At 68.0% G+C, this 16,845-nt stretch carries 19 protein-coding genes; 13 read left to right on the top strand and 6 right to left on the bottom strand.

Features of this window, described 5'->3' with window-relative positions; genetic code table 11:
- Nucleotides 1-10 precede the first annotated feature (10 nt).
- From hisG to QX108_RS25975, 3 genes are all read right to left on the bottom strand, one after another.
- Nucleotides 11-988, bottom strand: a complete 978-nt coding sequence (gene hisG / locus QX108_RS25985) for an ATP phosphoribosyltransferase (RefSeq protein ID WP_315784463.1) — start codon at nucleotides 986-988, stop codon at nucleotides 11-13.
- Nucleotides 985-2,145: an ATP phosphoribosyltransferase regulatory subunit gene (locus QX108_RS25980; RefSeq protein ID WP_315721799.1), complete on the bottom strand. Its 1,161-nt coding sequence runs from the start codon at nucleotides 2,143-2,145 to the stop codon at nucleotides 985-987. Before QX108_RS25980 ends, hisG begins: the two co-directional genes overlap by 4 nt.
- 120 nt (nucleotides 2,146-2,265) lie before the next feature.
- A complete protein-coding gene (locus QX108_RS25975; protein ID WP_315784465.1) occupies nucleotides 2,266-3,012 on the bottom strand; it encodes a 16S rRNA (uracil(1498)-N(3))-methyltransferase in 747 nt (248 codons plus the stop codon).
- Between the two features lie 238 nt (nucleotides 3,013-3,250).
- On the opposite strand from QX108_RS25975, the gene QX108_RS25970 reads away from it, so the two are divergent.
- The 3 genes from QX108_RS25970 to ubiA all read left to right on the top strand — a co-directional run bounded on the left by QX108_RS25970 (nucleotide 3,251) and on the right by ubiA (nucleotide 5,591).
- Nucleotides 3,251-3,736 (top strand): hypothetical protein, encoded by a 486-nt coding sequence (locus QX108_RS25970; RefSeq protein ID WP_315784466.1) that lies wholly within the window; start codon nucleotides 3,251-3,253, stop codon nucleotides 3,734-3,736.
- A gap of 254 nt (nucleotides 3,737-3,990) precedes the next feature.
- Nucleotides 3,991-4,662: a hypothetical protein gene (locus QX108_RS25965; RefSeq protein WP_315721796.1), complete on the top strand. Its 672-nt coding sequence runs from the start codon at nucleotides 3,991-3,993 to the stop codon at nucleotides 4,660-4,662.
- Nucleotides 4,659-5,591: a 4-hydroxybenzoate octaprenyltransferase gene (gene ubiA, locus QX108_RS25960; protein ID WP_315721795.1), complete on the top strand. Its 933-nt coding sequence runs from the start codon at nucleotides 4,659-4,661 to the stop codon at nucleotides 5,589-5,591. Before QX108_RS25965 ends, ubiA begins: the two co-directional genes overlap by 4 nt.
- Here the strand turns inward: ubiA and QX108_RS25955 are convergent, their stop codons facing one another.
- Entirely contained in the window at nucleotides 5,592-6,116 is a 525-nt protein-coding gene (locus QX108_RS25955; protein ID WP_315721794.1) for a DUF6101 family protein, read from the bottom strand.
- Nucleotides 6,117-6,400: 284 nt separating this feature from the next.
- On the opposite strand from QX108_RS25955, the gene QX108_RS25950 reads away from it, so the two are divergent.
- Genes QX108_RS25950 through lpxK form a run of 6 tightly spaced genes read left to right on the top strand, consistent with a single transcriptional unit; the run spans nucleotide 6,401 to nucleotide 11,979 of the window.
- Entirely contained in the window at nucleotides 6,401-7,792 is a 1,392-nt protein-coding gene (locus QX108_RS25950) for a TldD/PmbA family protein (RefSeq protein WP_315784468.1), read from the top strand.
- Nucleotides 7,779-8,597, top strand: a complete 819-nt coding sequence (locus QX108_RS25945) for a 3'(2'),5'-bisphosphate nucleotidase CysQ (protein ID WP_315784470.1) — start codon at nucleotides 7,779-7,781, stop codon at nucleotides 8,595-8,597. Before QX108_RS25950 ends, QX108_RS25945 begins: the two co-directional genes overlap by 14 nt.
- 60 nt (nucleotides 8,598-8,657) lie before the next feature.
- Nucleotides 8,658-8,897 (top strand): DUF4170 domain-containing protein, encoded by a 240-nt coding sequence (locus tag QX108_RS25940; RefSeq protein ID WP_008961403.1) that lies wholly within the window; start codon nucleotides 8,658-8,660, stop codon nucleotides 8,895-8,897.
- Between the two features lie 17 nt (nucleotides 8,898-8,914).
- Nucleotides 8,915-9,652, top strand: a complete 738-nt coding sequence (locus tag QX108_RS25935; protein ID WP_315721791.1) for a lysophospholipid acyltransferase family protein — start codon at nucleotides 8,915-8,917, stop codon at nucleotides 9,650-9,652.
- Nucleotides 9,645-10,952 carry a 3-deoxy-D-manno-octulosonic acid transferase gene (locus QX108_RS25930; RefSeq protein ID WP_315784472.1) on the top strand — a complete coding sequence of 436 codons (1,308 nt, stop codon included), beginning with the start codon at nucleotides 9,645-9,647 and terminating at the stop codon, nucleotides 10,950-10,952. The genes QX108_RS25935 and QX108_RS25930 overlap by 8 nt, the downstream gene beginning before the upstream one ends.
- Nucleotides 10,945-11,979 carry a tetraacyldisaccharide 4'-kinase gene (lpxK, locus tag QX108_RS25925; protein WP_315784474.1) on the top strand — a complete coding sequence of 345 codons (1,035 nt, stop codon included), beginning with the start codon at nucleotides 10,945-10,947 and terminating at the stop codon, nucleotides 11,977-11,979. The genes QX108_RS25930 and lpxK overlap by 8 nt, the downstream gene beginning before the upstream one ends.
- On the opposite strand, the gene QX108_RS25920 is transcribed toward lpxK, so the two are convergent.
- A complete protein-coding gene (locus tag QX108_RS25920; protein ID WP_172112467.1) occupies nucleotides 11,949-12,176 on the bottom strand; it encodes a DUF2093 domain-containing protein in 228 nt (75 codons plus the stop codon). The genes lpxK and QX108_RS25920 overlap by 31 nt on opposite strands.
- 183 nt (nucleotides 12,177-12,359) lie before the next feature.
- Here QX108_RS25920 and QX108_RS25915 point away from each other — a divergent pair, with 183 nt between their 5' ends.
- Entirely contained in the window at nucleotides 12,360-13,190 is an 831-nt protein-coding gene (locus tag QX108_RS25915) for a dienelactone hydrolase family protein (protein WP_315784476.1), read from the top strand.
- A gap of 7 nt (nucleotides 13,191-13,197) precedes the next feature.
- On the opposite strand, the gene xseA is transcribed toward QX108_RS25915, so the two are convergent.
- Complete coding sequence (gene xseA / locus QX108_RS25910) at nucleotides 13,198-14,814, bottom strand: exodeoxyribonuclease VII large subunit (RefSeq protein WP_315784478.1); 1,617 nt, start codon at nucleotides 14,812-14,814, stop codon at nucleotides 13,198-13,200.
- A 198-nt stretch (nucleotides 14,815-15,012) separates the two neighbouring features.
- Here xseA and QX108_RS25905 point away from each other — a divergent pair, with 198 nt between their 5' ends.
- Genes QX108_RS25905 through QX108_RS25895 form a run of 3 tightly spaced genes read left to right on the top strand, consistent with a single transcriptional unit; the run spans nucleotide 15,013 to nucleotide 16,817 of the window.
- Nucleotides 15,013-15,936, top strand: coding sequence for an alpha/beta hydrolase (locus QX108_RS25905; protein WP_315784480.1), 924 nt, complete (start codon nucleotides 15,013-15,015; stop codon nucleotides 15,934-15,936).
- Nucleotides 15,937-15,949: 13 nt separating this feature from the next.
- Nucleotides 15,950-16,498, top strand: a complete 549-nt coding sequence (locus QX108_RS25900; RefSeq protein WP_315784482.1) for a hypothetical protein — start codon at nucleotides 15,950-15,952, stop codon at nucleotides 16,496-16,498.
- Between the two features lie 4 nt (nucleotides 16,499-16,502).
- Nucleotides 16,503-16,817, top strand: a complete 315-nt coding sequence (locus QX108_RS25895; RefSeq protein WP_315721785.1) for a transcriptional regulator — start codon at nucleotides 16,503-16,505, stop codon at nucleotides 16,815-16,817.
- The last annotated feature ends 28 nt before the right edge of the window (nucleotides 16,818-16,845 follow it).

The following is a 16,845-nucleotide window of genomic DNA, read 5'->3' as shown; positions in this document are numbered from 1 at the left end:
GAACGGCGATTTATGATCGCAGGAAGGCCTCGAGGCGGGCAAACAGCGGATTCTCGCGGTCGAGCACGTAGTCGAGCGACGCCACCGATACCGTCTCGGCGCCATGCGCGCGCAGGAAGCTGCCGAGTGCGTAGATCTGCGCCGGCGGGCAGTGCAGGGTCAGCATGCCCGACGAGGTCGGGCCGCCGAACGGCGCCACCACGCCGAAGCGATTGTGCGCCTCGGTCAGCATTGCTGCGTCGCACCCTTTGAAGCGGGTGCGGACCTCGCGGTATTTGCTGGCGCGGGCGCGGGCATGGATGTGGTCGAGAATGATCCGGGCGCTCTCGCGCGGGCCGTCCGACCAGTCGGCGTCGCGGGAGGCGACGAGGTTGGCCTGGCTGCGCAGGATGACGCCGTCGTCCAGCACCTTCAATCCATTCGCGGCGAGCGTGGAGCCTGTGCTGGTGATGTCGACGATCAGCTCGGCGGTGCCGACGGCCGGTGCGCCCTCGGTGGCGCCGGCGCTCTCGACGATGCGGTAATCGACGATGCCGTGAGACGCGAAGAAGCTGCGCGTCAGGTTGATGTATTTGGTCGCGACCCGCATGCGGCGATTGTGCTGGGCGCGGAAGCCGGTGGTGACGTCGTCGAGGTCGGCCATGGTGCGGACGTCGATCCAGGCCTGCGGCACGGCGACGACGACATTGGCGCCGCCGAAGCCGAGCGTGTCGATCAGCAGCACGCGCTTGTCGGCGTCCGTGATGCTCTCGCGCACGAGGTCCTCACCGGTGACGCCGAGATGCACGGTGCCGCGCGCCAGTTGCGAGGCAATCTCACTCGCCGACAGATAGGCGATCTCGACATTGTCGAGGCCTGAGATGGTGCCGCGATAGTCGCGGGCGCCGCCCGGCTTGGACAGGTTCAGCCCGGCGCGGCCGAAGAAGGCTTCCGCATTCTCCTGCAGGCGGCCCTTCGAGGGAACGGCGAGGACGAGGGGGCCGCTCATGATGCTCTCCCGCGCGCGGCATGGCCCGCGGCGCTGATCTGGGCCAGCCGCTCGATCCAGATCGAGAAGCCGACGGCCGGAATGAACGAGGCGGCGCCGAGCTGGTTGAGCAGGCCGTCATAGCGGCCGCCGGCGACCAGAGGCTCGTCGCCATTGCCGGGATGATGCAGCTCGAACTCGAAGCCGGTGTAGTAGTCGAGGCCGCGGCCGAATGCCGTGGCGAAGCGCACCTTGCCGACGTCGATGCCGCGCTGGGCCATGAAGCCGGTGCGCGCCTCCAGCGCATCGATCGCCGCCGAAATGTCGAGCTTGGCGTCGGAGGCGAGCGCGCGAAGCTGCTTCACGGCCTCGGTGGGGCTGCCGCTGATGACGAGGAAACGCTTGATCAGGTCGAGCGCATGGCGCGGCAGGGCGCCGCTCTTCAGGGTGGATTGCTCGAGGAATCGATCGGCGATCTCGGCCACCGTGCGGCCGCCGACGGCGGTCGCGCCGGCGATCGACATCAGGTCGGTGACGAGCGCGAGCGCCGCCTTGCGGTCGGAGCCGGCGAGCGCCGCGAGCACGCCTTCGTACTCGTTGCGCGGCGCCACCTCGGCGAGCGCCAGCCGCTCCAGATCCTGGGCCAGCGTGCGCTTGCGGTTGAAGTCCTTGACCAGCCGGCGCCGCCATACCGGATAGAGGTCGAGCGCGTCGATCAGGGCGGTGAACAGAGCGACGTCGCCGGTGCGGATGTCGACCTCGGCGAGCCCGGCCGCTGCGGTGGCTTCGATGGCCAACGCCAGCATCTCGGCGTCGGCGGCAGGATGATCCTTGCGGCCGAACGATTCGATGCCGGCCTGCAGGAATTCGCTCGGGCGACCTCCGCGGTAACGAAACACCGGGCCGAGATAGCTGAATCCGGCCGGCTGGCCGGCGCGGGCGGACGCGAGATAGTCGCGGGCGACGGGAATGGTGAGGTCGGGCCGCAGGCAGAGCTCCTCGCCGCCGGCATCCGTCGTCAGATACAGGCTCTTGCGGATGTCCTCGCCGGAAAGGTCCAGGAAAGGCTCGGCCGGCTGCAGGATCGCCGGCTCGGCGCGGGTATAGCCGGCCTCCGCGAAGGATTGCAGCAGCGTGTCCGCCCACGCGGCGGGTCCGGTCGGAGCGGGTCCGGTCATGTCGGTCTTGGTTCCAATCAGGGATGCGTGCCGCCTGTGTGCGGCGGCAGCCCCTTAGCATGCTCATCCGGCGGTTTCGACACTGAATGGGAGCGTCGGGCGATACAATCGAGGGCGGGCTTAACGGCTCCGCCAATCCCCCAGGGTTGCCTGGACCAGGGCCAGCGCCGCGACGCCGGCCGTGTCGGCCCGCAGGATGCGCGGCCCGAGCGCCAGCCGGACCACGCGCGGCTGCCGCAGCAGCAGCTCGCGCTCGTCGGCAGCAAAGCCTCCCTCGGGACCGATCAGCAGATCGATGCCAACGTGCTCGCCGGCCTGCTGCAGGGCCTGCAGCGGGTCGGCGACCTCGGCAGCCTCGTCGCAGAACACGAGCAGGCGCGAGGCCGGGCGCTCGCGCAGGAAGCGCTCCAGCGGCGCCGGGTCCTTCACCTCGGCGAGGCTGAGAATGCCGCATTGCTCGGCCGCCTCGATCACGTTGGCGCGCATGCGCTCGGCGTTGAGCCGCGACACCTGGGTGTGCCGCGTGAGCACCGGTACGAGCCGGGCGGCGCCCATCTCGACGGCCTTCTGTGCGATGTAATCGAGCCGCGCGTGCTTGAGCGGTGCGAAGACGTAGGAGACGTCCGGGAGCTGATCCTGCGGCCGGGTCCGCTGCAGGATCGTCAGGATGTCCGGCCGCTTGCGGCCCTGGATCGCCGCCTGCCACTCGCCGTCGCGGCCGTTGAAGACCAGCACGTGATCGCCGGCGCCGAGCCGCAGCACGTTGCCGAGATAGTTGCTCTGATTGCGCTCCAGCGCGACGGCGCCACCCTCCTGCAGGGGGGCATCGACGAACAGGCGCGGGGCGGTGAAGTCGTACTGGGGCATGGCACGGGCGTGACGAGAGGACGGAGACGGCTTACCGGACCGGGCGCCGGCCGCATAGCCGGCACCCGGTTCGCAGGGTGCACCGGCGATGGCCCGTTTTGGCCGTGCTGTCGACAGATTTTACCGTTTGGATGCCCGCAGGACTGGTGATCGTTCGACCCGCGCAGGTTCGGGACGATGCCGAGAGCCGCGGCTCCGACCCCCGCCGCGGGTCTGAGCCCGGCGAGGAGAGACAGCCGTGATCAGCCGACATTCCACCTGGGTTCTCTGGATTCTCGCCGCGGCCATCATGTTATCCGCCGCGCCGTCCCGGGCCGACGACAAGAGCGTTGCGGCTCCGCAGCCGACCACCCCGGCGGCTCCCGGCGGGGCCACGGCGGGCGGGTTCCGCCCTCCGGAGGGCTGCCTGAAGGAGTTCACGCCGCTGCGCGACGAGGCCGCCCGCCGGGCCAAGCTGCTCAAGGCGGCGACCGAGCGCCGCATCGCGCCGGGCGAGGCCTGCCGGCTGGTGCATGATTACGAGCTCGCCCAGACCAAGATGATCGCTTTCGCGGTCGCCCATGCCTCGATGTGCGGAATCCCCGCCAAGATCACCGATCAGCTGAAGGCGAATCACGAGAGCACCCTGACCGTGATGCGCAAGGTCTGTACGGTCACCTGGAACTTCGCGCCCGATGCCGGCGCCGGGTCTCCGTCGACCGGGGGATCAGCGGGGCCGTCCTGAGCGCGGGCGCGGGCGTTTTTCGGCCACCGCAATCGATCGAGGTGTTGAATGAAGGATGTCCCGGCCTGAAGCTGGGGACGGCAAACCCGGAGCTGGGCGGCTCACCGTTACGGAACCTCTGGCTGCGGCCCTCCGTCGCGGAGGCGGTCAACTCCGCGGTTGTGCTGGACGGGCGAGAATCGTAAAAGCCCCGGATCGGATCGCGCTTTCATCCGGAAGTGTTGAGGATTCTTGGTCTTGCCGGAGAACCAGCCTTGATCGTCCGCCATCCCCTCGTGCCGTTCGTCGCCGCCGCTGTCCTGCTCTCAGCCGGGACCGCCTCGGCGCAGAGCTCGTTTCCCGCGCCGTTGCCGGGACAGTCGCCGGCCCAGAGCAGCGCTTCACCGTTTCCGCCCATCAACGGCAACGCGGCCGCTCCGGCGGCCGCGCCCGCTGGCGCCTTCCCCAGCGCCGGTCCTGCTGCCTTCGGTGGCGGCGGAGGCGGTTTCGCACCGCCGCAGCAGCAGGCCGGTCCGTCGGACAGCTGCATGAAGGATTTCGTGCCGCTGCGTGAGGAGGCCGAACGCCGCGGCAAGCTGATCCAGGAGGCGAGCAAGCGCAAGGCCACGCCGGTCGAGGCCTGCAAGCTGTTCCGGAGCTTCAGCCAGGCCGAGGTCAAGATGATCAAATACGTCGAGGCCAATTCGGCGCGATGCGGCATCCCCGGCCAGATCGCCGATCAGCTGAAGACCAACCACAAGGGCACCGAAGGCATTCAGCAGAAGGTCTGCACCGTTGCGGAGCAGATGCAGAAGGGCGGCGGCCCGGCCCCCGCGCCCGGCCTCAGCGACGTCCTCGGCTCGTCGGCCGCACTGCCCGAAGCGAACACGAGCAAGAAGGGCGGCTCGGCCTTCGATACGCTGACCGGCAACGTTCTCACCCGATGAGCGACACCGCCGTCCGCGTAGCTGACGCGACCGGCAACTGGGTCGATACGCTGGCGCCGGCCTGGAGCCGGCCCTATCTGCGGCTCGCCCGCTTCGACCGTCCGATCGGATCCTGGTTGCTGCTGATGCCGTGCTGGTGGTCGGCCGCGCTGGCCGCTGGAATCTCGGGCAGCCTGGCGATGTTGCCGGCGTGGATCGGGCTGTATTTCGTCGGCGCTTTCGTGATGCGCGGCGCCGGCTGCACCTGGAACGACATCACCGACCGCGATCTCGACGCCAAGGTGGAGCGTACGCGCTCCCGCCCGATTCCGGCCGGTCAGGTCGGCGTCAAGCAGGCGCTCGCCTTCCTGGTGGCCCAGGCCCTGATCGGCCTTGCGGTGTTGCTGCAGTTCAACCGGTTTGCGATTCTGACCGGCATCGCCTCGCTTTTGATCGTCGCGATCTATCCCTTCATGAAGCGCGTCACCTGGTGGCCGCAGGTGGTTCTCGGACTGGCCTTCTCCTGGGGCGCGCTGATGGGCTTCGCCGTCGCCTTCGGCCGGCTCGATGCCACGGCGCTGCTGCTCTATGCGGGATCGATCTCGTGGGTGATCGCCTACGACACGATCTATGCGCATCAGGATGCCGAGGATGACGCGCTGATCGGCATCAAGTCGACGGCGCGACTGTTCGCCGAGCGCACGCATCTGGCGCTCGTGATCTTCTATTCGCTGGCCGTCGTGCTGATCGGAGCCGCGTTCGTCACGGCCGATGTCCATGTCGCGGCGTGGCTCGGCCTCGCCGGTTTCGCCGCACATCTCGGCTGGCAGATCCAACGGCTCGACACCGCTGATCCCGCACTGTGCCTGCGCCTGTTCAAATCGAACCGCGATGCCGGACTGCTGCTGTTTGCCGGCCTGCTGGTCGATGCCGTGCTGCGCGCGACCTGATCAGTCCCGCGCGATGATCTCGCGCTCGCCACGATGGATCGACACCGGATTGAGCGGGGCTCCGACGCGGCGACGCATCAGGAAACGCGGGCGGCGCGAACGGATGGCGTTGCGGCGCCGACGCCGGGGCGCGGCGTCCCGCTTCGGCTCCTGGAGTTGCGGGAGCGCGAAGGTCTCGCTCCACATCGCCCAGGCAGCAACGATCTCCTCGTCGTCCTCGCTGACGCAGAGCGGGATGCTCAGCGACGGATCCCGGTGAAGCAGGATCAGCATCAGCTGCGTGTCGTCGACCTCGCGCAGCGCGATGCCGAGGAAGTCGCTGACCCGCAGATTCAGGGCCATGCGCATGCCGCTGACGGCACGGCGCAGGACCACGCGCTCGCGGTGCAATTCGATCTGCCGGATCCCGCCATCGGCACGGGTGTCGTGCGCGCTGTACGAGACGGGCAGGGAAAGAGGGTCGAGCCGCAGGGCGCGGCCCGACCCAGCGGAATTGCTTCCGCCTGTTGCTGTTTGACGCCTCACGGCCTGGTCTCCCCGCCGGGATTATGTTCCCGGTCGATGCGTGAGACCTTGCCACGCGCCTCGCCCGTATCAGCTTAAGAAGCCTGGTTAATCAGACCTCACGCATGACCCTCTTACCGTCATGATTGACAAGCGCTTGCCCCGCATGATTGACGAGACCTTGCCGACTTGCCGACAATCCGATGTGATGTCTGCCGTGCTGCTTGAAGTCGGCGTGAACAGGCCACATTTCGTTTGGATTGAGCCGTCTTCGCCGCCCACCTGACATCGATCGGATTGTGTTCGTGACCTCTTCCCCTTCAGCCGCATCATCGACCTCCGCCCAATCAGATCTGCTCGATCAGTCTGCCCTGAGAACGCTTGCCGAGCGGCTCGTGGAGGCCGCGCGCAAGGCCGGCGCCGATGCCGCCGACGCGATCGCGGTGCGTGGCGTCTCGCAAGGCGTCGAGGTGCGGGACGGACGCGTGGAGGAATCCGAACGTTCCGAAGGCGACGATGTCGGCCTGCGGGTGCTCGTCGGCAGGCGCCAGGCCGTGGTGTCGACCAACGATGTCAGCGGCGACGGCGTGGCGCGGCTCGCCGAGCGAGCGGTGGCGATGGCGCGCGTTGCGCCTGACGACAAATTTGTCGGGCTCGCCGATCCCGCGCTGCTGGCGCGCGATATTCCCGAGCTCGATCTGCTCGACCCCACAATTCCCTCGACCGCGGAGCTGGAGCGGCGTGCGCAGGAGGCCGAGGCCGCGGCGGTCGCGGTCAAGGGCGTCACCAAGTCCGGCGGCGCGTCCGCCTCGGCCGGCATCGGCGGCATGGTGCTGGTCACGAGCGACGGTTTTCACGGCGCCTATCTGCGCTCGAGCCAGAGCATTTCGACGACGGCGATCTCGGGCGAAGGCACCGGGATGGAGCGCGACTACGACTACACGGCCGCACCCCATGGCGCCGACCTGCTGGCGCCCGCGGCCGTCGGGCGCAGCGCCGGCGAGCGCGCGGTGGCACGCGCCAATCCGCGCAAGGTCGCCACCTGCCAGGTGCCCGTGGTGTTCGATCCCCGCGTCTCCGGCTCGCTGGTCGGCCATCTCGTCGGCGCCATCAACGGCGCGTCGATCGCGCGCAAGACCAGCTTCCTCAAGGATAAGCTCGGCGCGCAGCTGTTCGCCAAGGGCATCCGCATCATCGACGATCCGCTGCGCCGGCGCGGCCTGCGCTCGCAGCCGTTCGACGCCGAAGGCGTGAAGGTGAAGCAGACGGCGCTGGTCGATGACGGCGTGCTGACGACCTGGCTGTTGGATTCCGGCACCGCCCGCGAGCTCGGCCTGGTGACCACCGGCCATGCGCATCGCGGCGTGTCGTCGTCGCCGTCGCCGGGTCCGTTCAATCTGCATCTCGAGGCCGGAGTCGTGACCGCCAAGGAGCTCATCTCCGACATCAAGCAGGGCTTCTACGTCACCGACCTGATCGGCTCCGGCGTCAACGGCGTGACCGGCGACTACAGCCGCGGCGCCTCCGGCTTCTGGATCGAGAATGGCGAGATCGGCTATGCCGTGAGCGAGGTGACGATCGCAGGTCACCTGTTCGAGATCTTCAAGTCGATGACCCCGGCCAGCGATCTGGAATTCCGCTATGGCGTCAATGCGCCGACGGTGCGCATCGAAGGGTTGACGCTTGGCGGACGGTGAGATCGAGACATCCGGTGAGACCAGCCTTTCGGCAGATGCCGGGCTGCTGAGGCAGGCGGTGCGCGAAGCCGGCGAGTTGGCGCACGCGATGTTCGGCACAGAGCTGCGCAAATGGACCAAGGGGGCCTCGTCCCCCGTCTCGGAAGCCGACATGGCGGTCAATGAGCTGCTCGAGCGCAGACTGCGATCGGCAACACCCGACTATGGCTGGCTGTCCGAGGAGAGCGCCGACGACCGCGCCCGGCTCGGTCACCGCCGGGTCTGGATCGTCGATCCGATCGATGGCACGCGGTCCTATCTCGGCAGCCGCAACGATTGGTGCGTGAGCGTCGCCTTGGTCGAGGACAATGCTCCGGTACTGGCCGCGGTCTATGCCCCGGTGACCCAGGAATTTTTCTTCGCGGAGCAGGGGCAGGGCACCACGCTCAATGATCGGTGCGTTCGCGCCAGCCAGGGCACCGCGCTCGATTTCTCCCGCGTGGCCGGTCCCAAACCGCTGGTCGAAAGGCTGGCACCAGGTTCGACCCGGCTTGAGCTTCACCCGCGAATCGGCTCGCTGGCGCTTCGCCTGTGCCGGGTCTCGCATGGCGCTCTCGATGCCGCTTTTGCAGGCGGACAAAGCCGCGATTGGGATCTTGCGGCGGCTCATCTGATCGTGCAGGAAGCGGGAGGTAAAATGACCGCGTTGTCCGGCGAGACGATCCTCTATAATCGTCCGGAAGTGGTGCACGGGGTGCTGGTGGCAGCGGGCTGCGATCGACATGCTGATATCGTCGCGCAATACCGCAGGTTACCACCGGACTGAATGCCCTCTGGGATTGCACCCTCCACGTCGCCTGCAAGGCGCTGATTAGGAACGGACCCGATGACAGATAGCGCCTCGCAGCAGCTCCTTCACCTCGTGATCGGCGGCGAGCTCGTCAACCTCGACAAGAACGAGTTCAAGGATCTCGACAAGGTGGACATCGTCGGCGTCTACCCCAACTACGCGGCGGCCCACGCCGCCTGGCGAGCCAAGGCGCAGATGACGGTCGACAACGCCCACATGCGCTATTTCATCGTTCACCTGCACCGGCTGCTCGATCCCGGTCAGGATGCGAAGTAAGACGCAAAGCGCGCCACTTGAAACATCTGATCCGCAATACGCTGCGCAGCGGCTGGTTCCAGCGCGCCGTCGGGTTCCTCGCGGCCGAGTACCTGCGGCTCGTGTGGCTCACCAACCGCTTCACCTATGAGCCGGGCGATGTCTACGACATCGTCGAGCCGCAGATGCCGGCGATCTTCGCGTTCTGGCACGGTCAGCATCTGCTGACTCCTTTCATCAAGAACAAGCCGAGCTATCGCGCCAAGGTGCTGATCTCCAGGCATCGCGACGGTGAGTTCAATGCGATCGCGGCCGAGCGCCTCGGCATTGGAACCATCCGCGGCTCCGGGGATCATGGCGGCTCCTTCCACCGGAAAGGCGGGGTGGGGGCGTTCAAGGAGATGGTGCGGGCGCTGGAAGACAACTATAACGTGGCATCGACCGCCGATGTGCCGAAGCGCGCGCGGATTGCGGGTCTCGGCATCATCATGCTCGCGCGTGAGTCAGGACGTCCGATCATGCCCTTCGCGATGGTCACGAGCCGCTTCATCCGCTTGAAGAACTGGGACAGCACCACCATCAATTTGCCATTCGGCCGCGGCGCATTGGTGGGAATCAAGGAAATCAACGTGCCGCGTGATGCCGACGCCGCGATGATGGAACAGGCGCGTCTCGACCTCGAGGCGACGCTGAACGAATGCATGCGCCGCGCCTACGAGATCGTCGGCCGTCCCGAGGCCTGTCCGCCGCCGGTGTCGGGAGCGTCCAGTGGCTAGCCCGTTGCCGATGGCCCTGCGCGTCTACCGCGGGTTGTCCTCGGCTGCGGTCCCGCTTGCGCCGGCCTTGATCAGGCAGCGGCTCAAGCATGGCAAGGAGGATCCGGAGCGGACCGACGAGCGGCGTGGCCTCAGCCATGATACCCGCCCGCACGGACCTCTGGTCTGGATCCATGGCGCCAGCGTCGGCGAGGTGCTGGCGGCGGCGGCCCTCATCGAGCGGCTGCGCGCGCTGAACATCCGCATCCTTCTCACGTCCGGCACGGTGACGTCGGCCGCGATCGTCGCCAAGCGATTTCCGCCCGACGTGATCCACCAATACGTGCCCTACGACACGCCGCGCTTCGTGGAGCGGTTTCTCGATCACTGGCGTCCCTCGATCGGGCTCTTCATCGAGTCCGACCTCTGGCCCAACCTGATCCTGGCTGGTGCCTCCCGGCGGGTTCCGATGGTCGTCATCAACGGGCGCATGTCGCCGAGCTCGTTCGCGCGCTGGCGCCGCATGGCCGGCACGATCTCCGCCCTGCTGGGCCGCTTCGACATCTGCCTCGCGCAGTCGCAGGCCGATGCCGAGCGGTTTTCAGCGCTCGGCGCGCGCAACGTGGTCGCCACCGGCAATCTCAAGCTCGACGTGCCGGCCCCGCCTGCCGATCCGGCCAAGCTGGACCGGCTCACCGCGATGACGCGGGGCCGCCCGGTGGTCGTTGCGGCGTCGACCCATCCCGGCGAGGACGAGATCCTGATTGCGGCCCACAAGGCCTTGCGTCGATCGCATCCGTCGCTGCTCTCCGTGATCGTGCCGCGTCATCCGCATCGCGGTCCCGGCATCGCCGAGCTCGTCGCCGGCGCGGGCTTGCAGGGCGCCTTGCGCTCGCGGGAAGAGCAGCCGCTCGCCGGAACGGATGTCTACGTCGCCGATACGATGGGCGAGCTCGGCCTGTTCTATCGGCTCGCACCTGTCGTCTTCATGGGCGGCTCGCTGGTCGAGCATGGCGGCCAGAATCCGATCGAGGCCGTGAAGCTCGGCGCCGCCATCGTGCATGGACCGCACGTCTTCAACTTCACGGACGTCTACGAGGCGCTGGACAAGGCGGCCGGTGCGCGGCTCGCGCATGATCCGGACGCGCTGGTGCGGCAGCTCAGGCAGCTGCTCGCCGAGCCCGAGGCCTGCAACGACCTCGTCGCCGCAGGCGCCGGCGTCGTCGATCAGCTCGGCGGCGCGCTGGAGCGGACGATGTCCGCGCTGGAGCCGTATCTGCTGCAGATCAGGCTGGAGATGGGAGCCGCCGGCGATGCGTGAGCCGGCCTTCTGGCATCGGCCCCGATCCTGGCAATCGCGTCTGCTGTCTCCGATCTCGCTGCTCTACGGCGCCGTGGCTGCGCGGCGTATGACGCAGGCGGGCGTCAACGCCGGCGTGCCTGTGATCTGCGTCGGCAACTACCATGTCGGCGGCGCCGGCAAGACACCGACCGTGCTGGCGCTGACCGATCTGCTGCGCGAGCTCGGCGAGCAGCCGGTGGTGCTGAGCCGCGGCTATGGCGGCCGGCTGCGTGGGCCGGTGCTGGTCGATCCGGCCGCTCATGACGCCGGCGATGTCGGTGACGAGCCGCTGATGATGGCAGCCCGCGTGCCCGTGGTGGTGTCGCGCAATCGCGCCGAAGGCATCGGGCTGGTCAAGGCGCAGGGCGCCTCCGTCGTCCTGATGGACGACGGCTTTCAGAATCCTTCAATCGCCAAGGATCTCGCGCTGATCATGCTCGACGGCGTCCGCGGGCTCGGCAATGGCCGCGTGTTTCCCGGCGGGCCCCTGAGGGCGCCGCTGCCGCCGCAGCTCTCGCGCACCGACGCGCTCGTCGTGGTCGGCGAGGGCGACGCAAGCGAGGCCGTTGCTTCACGCGTCGCGGCAGCCGGAAAGCCGGTGTTCAGGGCTCGGCTGCAGCCCGATCCGCAGGTCGTGGCGGCACTGATAGGGCGGCCGATCCTGGCCTTTGCCGGCATCGGCGATCCCCAACGCTTCTTCCGGACGCTGCGTGCCAGCGGGCTCGACATCAAGGCGGAGCAGGCGTTTGCCGATCATCATCCGTTCACGGCGGACGATATCGGGGCCCTGGTCAAGGCCGCGAAGCGCGATGGGCTCAGCCTCGTGACGACGGAGAAGGATTTCGCGCGGCTGCGCGTCAGCGGGGCGAAGCAACGCGACTTGGCGATCACGGCATTCCCGGTCACGCTGGAGTTCAGCGACCTGCCGGCGCTGCGCAGCTTGGTCACGCAGCGGCTTTCCACCGCACGGATGTCTCAGCCACCCGCCTTCAGGGCGCCCGGATAATGCCGCTGCAGCACCGCACTCGGCAGCGCGTAGGCTTCCTGCAGGTCGACGCTCCAATATTTCAGCTCGTCGAGCGGGATGCGTGCATCGGTCACGGCGCAGCGCACGTAGCTTCCTGGCGAGATCACGCGGAAATCACCGTCCAGATACTGCACCTGCGCTTCCCCCTGACCCGAGGGACCGAACTTGTTGAGCACGTCCGCAATCTCCAATCCACGCGCGCCAACAGACGCACGACACCGCCATTTCGGAGCGGTTTCCTAGCATAGATGGGGCCCCCTGTCGCTTCCGCAAACCCACTGATTTGTGATGCTTCGGCGAGATGCTCCGTGCTAGCTAGATTTCATTCTGTCCGCCGCTCGTCCCGCCCGGCTGGTTTGATGCGCTCCCTCGTCGCCGTCGTCGTCTCCCTGCTCTGCGCCACGGCATTCCCGGCCTCTGCCGGGTCGCTGCCGGCACCGATTGCCATCGAGATTCCGTCCGGAGGCTATGTGCTGCATGCGCAGCTCTACAGGCCGAACGGGCCGGGACCGTTCCCGACGGTGATCGCGCTGCATGGGTGCGGTGGCCTGGCCGGACGCTCCGACCCCGTGCAGCCCCGCTATCGGGACTGGGCCGCGGACCTGGTCAAGGATGGCAAGGCGGTGCTGCTGCCGGACAGCTACGCCTCGCGCGGGCTGGGACCGCAGTGCCGCGTCAAGGACCGGCGCATCAGCGGACGCCGGGAGCGGGTCGCCGATATCGTGATCGCGCAGAAATGGCTGACCCAGCAGTCCTGGGCCATGCCGGACCGCATCAGCCTGGTCGGCTGGGCCAGCGGCGCCAGCGCGCTGCTATGGGCCGTGCGGCCGCAATTGCCGGAGCACGTCTCGCCGGACTTTCGTTCGGCTGTCGCCTTCTATCCGGATTGCCGCGCCTCATCGGGACTCGGCTGGAGCGCACGCGTCCCGACCTTGATCCTGATCGGCGGTCTGGATGACGTCTATTCGCCGCCGGCTTGCCGGCAGATGATCGACGGCGCGCGCGGCCGCAGCGCGCTGACGCGCATCGTCGTCTATCCCGGCGCCTATCACGATTTCGACCGCATCAATCTGCCGTTTCATCAGGTGGCCGGCGCCGATGCGGCCGCGCCGGAGCGTGGCCATGTCGGCTCCGATCCCGAAGCGCGCGCCGATGCGCGGAAGCTGGTGTCGGACTGGCTGGCGCGCTGACGCGTCCTCAGAACAGGCTGCCCTGATCGGCGGGATCGGGCGTGCGCTTCGAGCTCGCCGGTTTGCCTTCGCGCGCCGGCTTCGGTGCCGCCGGCGCTGCTGATGGCGCAGGGCGTTCGGCACCGGCTGTCGCTGCGACGACGCCATCGGCGAACTCGATCAACAGTGCGGCGTTCGGCCCGATGCTCGCCGCCTGATGCAGCGGGTGACCGGCCTCGTCGCGCACCAGTGCAAAGCCCCGCGCGAGCACGCTGCGATAGGACAACGCGGTCAGCAGCTGGCCGGCATGGTCGACGCGCGCCGAGAGCCGCGAGATCGACGTCGTCAGCGCACGGCTGGCACGGTCGGCCAGCCGCTCGGTGCGGTCGCGCTCGCGCGCGATCGCCTGCCGCTTGGCCTGTGCATAGGCAAGACGCGAGGCCTTGAAGCGGGCATCGAGGGCGTCGAAGCGTTCGCGCCGCCGATGCAACAAGGCCCGTGCGGACAGCGACAGCCGCTCGGAGGACACGACGAGGCGGTGATCGGCCTGTGCGATCTGCCCGTGCAGCACGCGCAAGGTGAGCTTGGCGCTGGCCGCCGCGAACTGGCGGAAATGGACATGCGTGTTGGTCTTGAGCGCGCGCGGCAGGCTTGCGGCCGCCGAGTCCAGCCGCTGCCTCGGGATCGCGAGCAGCTCGGCCGCGCCGGGCAGCGCTCGCGCTGCGGCGCGCAGCTCGTTGCGGCGGCTCTCCTGGCTGCGCTGCCAGCAGACGCCGACGCGGCGCGCCAGACTCGCGACCGCCTGCATCAGCTCGCTGCGGACGGGGACGGCCATTTCTGCAGCAGCCGTCGGCGTCGGCGCGCGCTTGTCGGCCGCGAAGTCGATCAGCGTCACGTCGGTCTCGTGGCCGACCGCCGAGATCAGCGGGATCATGCTGTCCGCCGCGGCGCGGACCACGATCTCCTCGTTGAACGACCAGAGATCCTCCAGCGAGCCGCCGCCGCGCGCGACGATCAGCACGTCGGGGCGAGGGATGGGACCGTCCTCCGGCAGGTCATTGAAGCCGCGGATCGCGGCCGCGACCTGCTCGGCCGAGCCATCGCCCTGCACCTTGACGGGCCACACCAGCACGCGGCGGGGAAAGCGGTCCTCGAGCCGGTGCAGGATGTCGCGGATGACCGCGCCGGTCGGCGAGGTGACGACGCCGATCACCTCGGGAAGCCACGGCAGCAGCTGCTTGCGCGCCGGATCGAACAGCCCCTCGGCCCCGAGCTTGCGCTTGCGCTCCTCCATCAGCGCCATCAGCGCGCCGATGCCGGCCGGCTCCAGCGCCTCGATGACGATCTGATACTTCGACGAGTTCGGGTAGGTGGTGAGCTTGCCGGTCGCGATGACCTCGAGCCCCTCCTGGGGCTTGAAGCGCATGCGGCCGTGCACGCCCTTCCAGATCACCGCCTCGATCTTGGCGCTCTCGTCCTTGAGCGCGAAATAGCAATGGCCCGACGAATGCGGCCCGCGAAAACCGGTGATCTCGCCGCGCACCCGGACGTGGCCGAACTGGTCCTCGACCGTGCGTTTCAGCGCGGAGGACAGCTCGGAGACGGTGAATTCGGGCGCGTTGGGCAGGGCTTCCGCAGGCGGCATCGCTGGCTGATTCGGTTGGGGGAGCAGCCGCCAAGGTAGGGGCTTTCCGCGCTCACCGCCAATCGAGCGGTTGCCTTTTCGATAACTCTGTTCTACAGAGTACTCTAATGAATTGAGCTTAGGGGAGCGGAAGCGATGTGGAGAGGCGTCAAGATCGTGCGTCGGCTCTTGGGTTGGGGGATTGGTCTGACTGGGGCGATGGCTTTGGTTCTGGCCGCGATGATCGGCACGCCTCTGGTGCATCCGCCCGAGCTCAAGTCGATCTCGGAGACCGTCGCCCGGGTCGACCGCAGCACCATGCCGGCCTTGCAGCGCTTCAGCGCCCGCGACGGCACCGAGCTGGCCTATCGACATTACCCGGCTCGGGCGTCGGCGGTGGGCAAGGTTGCGATCCTGGTGCACGGCTCCTCCGGCTCCAGCGTGGCCGTGCATGCCCTGGCCGACGGATTGGCGGCGCGGGGCGTCGAGACCTTCGCGCCCGACATTCGCGGCCATGGCGGCTCCGGCACCCGCGGCGACATCGGCTATTTCGGCCAGCTCGAGGATGATCTCGCGGATCTCTTCGCGGAGGTCCGGAGGTCGGTGCCGGCCCAGCCGATCGTGCTGCTCGGGCATTCGGCGGGCGGCGGCTTCGCGTTGCGTGCCGCCGGCGCACCGATCCAGGATCTGTTCGCGCGCACCGTGCTGCTGGCGCCGTATCTCGGCTACGATGCGCCGACCAATCGCGACAATTCGGGCGGCTGGGCCAGCCCCGACATTCCGCGCATTCTCGCTTTGGCATTTCTGAGCCGCGTCGGTCTGCCGTGCTGCGAGGCGCTGCCCGCGCTGGCCTTTGCGGTCAGGCCGAACGCGGAAAAATACGTCGCCTCGACCTACAGCTACCGCCTGCTGCGCAATTTCGCGACCGCCGGCTACAAGGCCGATCTCACCGCCGCGAAGCACCCGGTGAGCGTAATCGCCGGCGCTGCCGACGAACTGATGCTGGCCGACAAATATGCCGACGCCGTGCATGCGGTCGCGCCCGCGGTTGACGTCAAGCTGATCGCTGGCGTCAATCACATGGAGATAGTGTCGGCGCCGCAGGCCGTCAGTGCGATCGCCGAGGATGTGGCCACGCGCTAGAGGTTCAATCCGCATGATCGACAGCCTGGAAGCGGCGCGTGCGCTGAGCGAGATCGAGGACGTCACCCGGCGCGTGCGCCAGTCGCAGATCTACAGGCTCGCCAGCCTGCTGATGATCCTGTGGGGCGCTTTGGTCTTTGCCGGCAATCTCGTCACCTATCTGACGCCGGTCTACGCCGAGAAGGCCTGGCTCGCGGTCTATCTGCTGGGCATCGGCGGATCGGTCCTGCTGGGTGCAATGGAGAAGGCCCGCTCCGGCGTGCGTAGCTTCGATCTGCGCGCGCTGCTCGCCTTCGTCATGTTCTTTGCGTTCGGCTTCTTCGTCGAGACCATTGGCCATTTCGGACCGCGGGAGATGGGCGCGTTCTGGCCGGTCTATTTCATGCTGTTCTACGGCCTCGCCGGCCTGTGGTTCGGCATCGCATTCACGGTGTTCGGGCTGTGCGTCACCGCGCTGACACTGATCGGCTACCTCTATGTCGGCGTCGCGTTTCCGCTGTGGATGGCTGTCGTCAACGGCGTCGGGCTGATCGTCGGCGGGCTCTGGATGCGGCGGAGCTGACGCGTTGGCCGAGCTCGACGAGATCATCCATCAGCCGCTGCGGCTCAAGATCATGGCCGCCCTGAATGCGCTGCCTGCCGGCACGGGCCTCGAATTCGTCCGGCTGAAGAAGCTGACGGGGGCGACCGACGGCAATCTCGGCGCTCATATCGAGACGCTGGCCCGCGCCGGCTACGTCACCGTGGACAAGGCCTTCGTCGGCAAGAAGCCGCAGACCACGGTGGTGCTGGCCGCTTCCGGCAGGGCCGCCTTTGCCCGCCATGTGGCGGGCCTGCAGGAGATCATCGCCGGAGCCGCCGCAAAGCCGCCCGAGCCATGATTTGACTCTGTTGCGAGGGCCGGGCAAT

Origin of the sequence: Bradyrhizobium sp. SZCCHNR1002 (genome assembly GCF_032381435.1) — a bacterium.
Lineage (GTDB): Bacteria > Pseudomonadota > Alphaproteobacteria > Rhizobiales > Xanthobacteraceae > Bradyrhizobium > Bradyrhizobium aeschynomenes.
The sequence above is the reverse complement of the archived record's forward strand: the minus strand, read 5'-3'. Positions and strand labels throughout refer to the sequence as shown.

Bases quoted from the DNA above. Each gene is read 5' to 3' on its own strand.
- hisG (WP_315784463.1), bottom strand. From the start codon at position 988: ATGAGCGGCCCCCTCGTCCTCGCCGTTCCCTCGAAGGGCCGCCTGCAG.
- QX108_RS25980 (WP_315721799.1), bottom strand. From the start codon at position 2,145: ATGACCGGACCCGCTCCGACCGGACCCGCCGCGTGGGCGGACACGCTG.
- QX108_RS25975 (WP_315784465.1), bottom strand. From the start codon at position 3,012: ATGCCCCAGTACGACTTCACCGCCCCGCGCCTGTTCGTCGATGCCCCC.
- ubiA (WP_315721795.1), top strand. From the start codon at position 4,659: ATGAGCGACACCGCCGTCCGCGTAGCTGACGCGACCGGCAACTGGGTC.
- QX108_RS25940 (WP_008961403.1), top strand. From the start codon at position 8,658: ATGACAGATAGCGCCTCGCAGCAGCTCCTTCACCTCGTGATCGGCGGC.
- lpxK (WP_315784474.1), top strand. From the start codon at position 10,945: ATGCGTGAGCCGGCCTTCTGGCATCGGCCCCGATCCTGGCAATCGCGT.
- QX108_RS25915 (WP_315784476.1), top strand. From the start codon at position 12,360: ATGCGCTCCCTCGTCGCCGTCGTCGTCTCCCTGCTCTGCGCCACGGCA.
- xseA (WP_315784478.1), bottom strand. From the start codon at position 14,814: ATGCCGCCTGCGGAAGCCCTGCCCAACGCGCCCGAATTCACCGTCTCC.
- QX108_RS25905 (WP_315784480.1), top strand. From the start codon at position 15,013: ATGGCTTTGGTTCTGGCCGCGATGATCGGCACGCCTCTGGTGCATCCG.
- QX108_RS25900 (WP_315784482.1), top strand. From the start codon at position 15,950: ATGATCGACAGCCTGGAAGCGGCGCGTGCGCTGAGCGAGATCGAGGAC.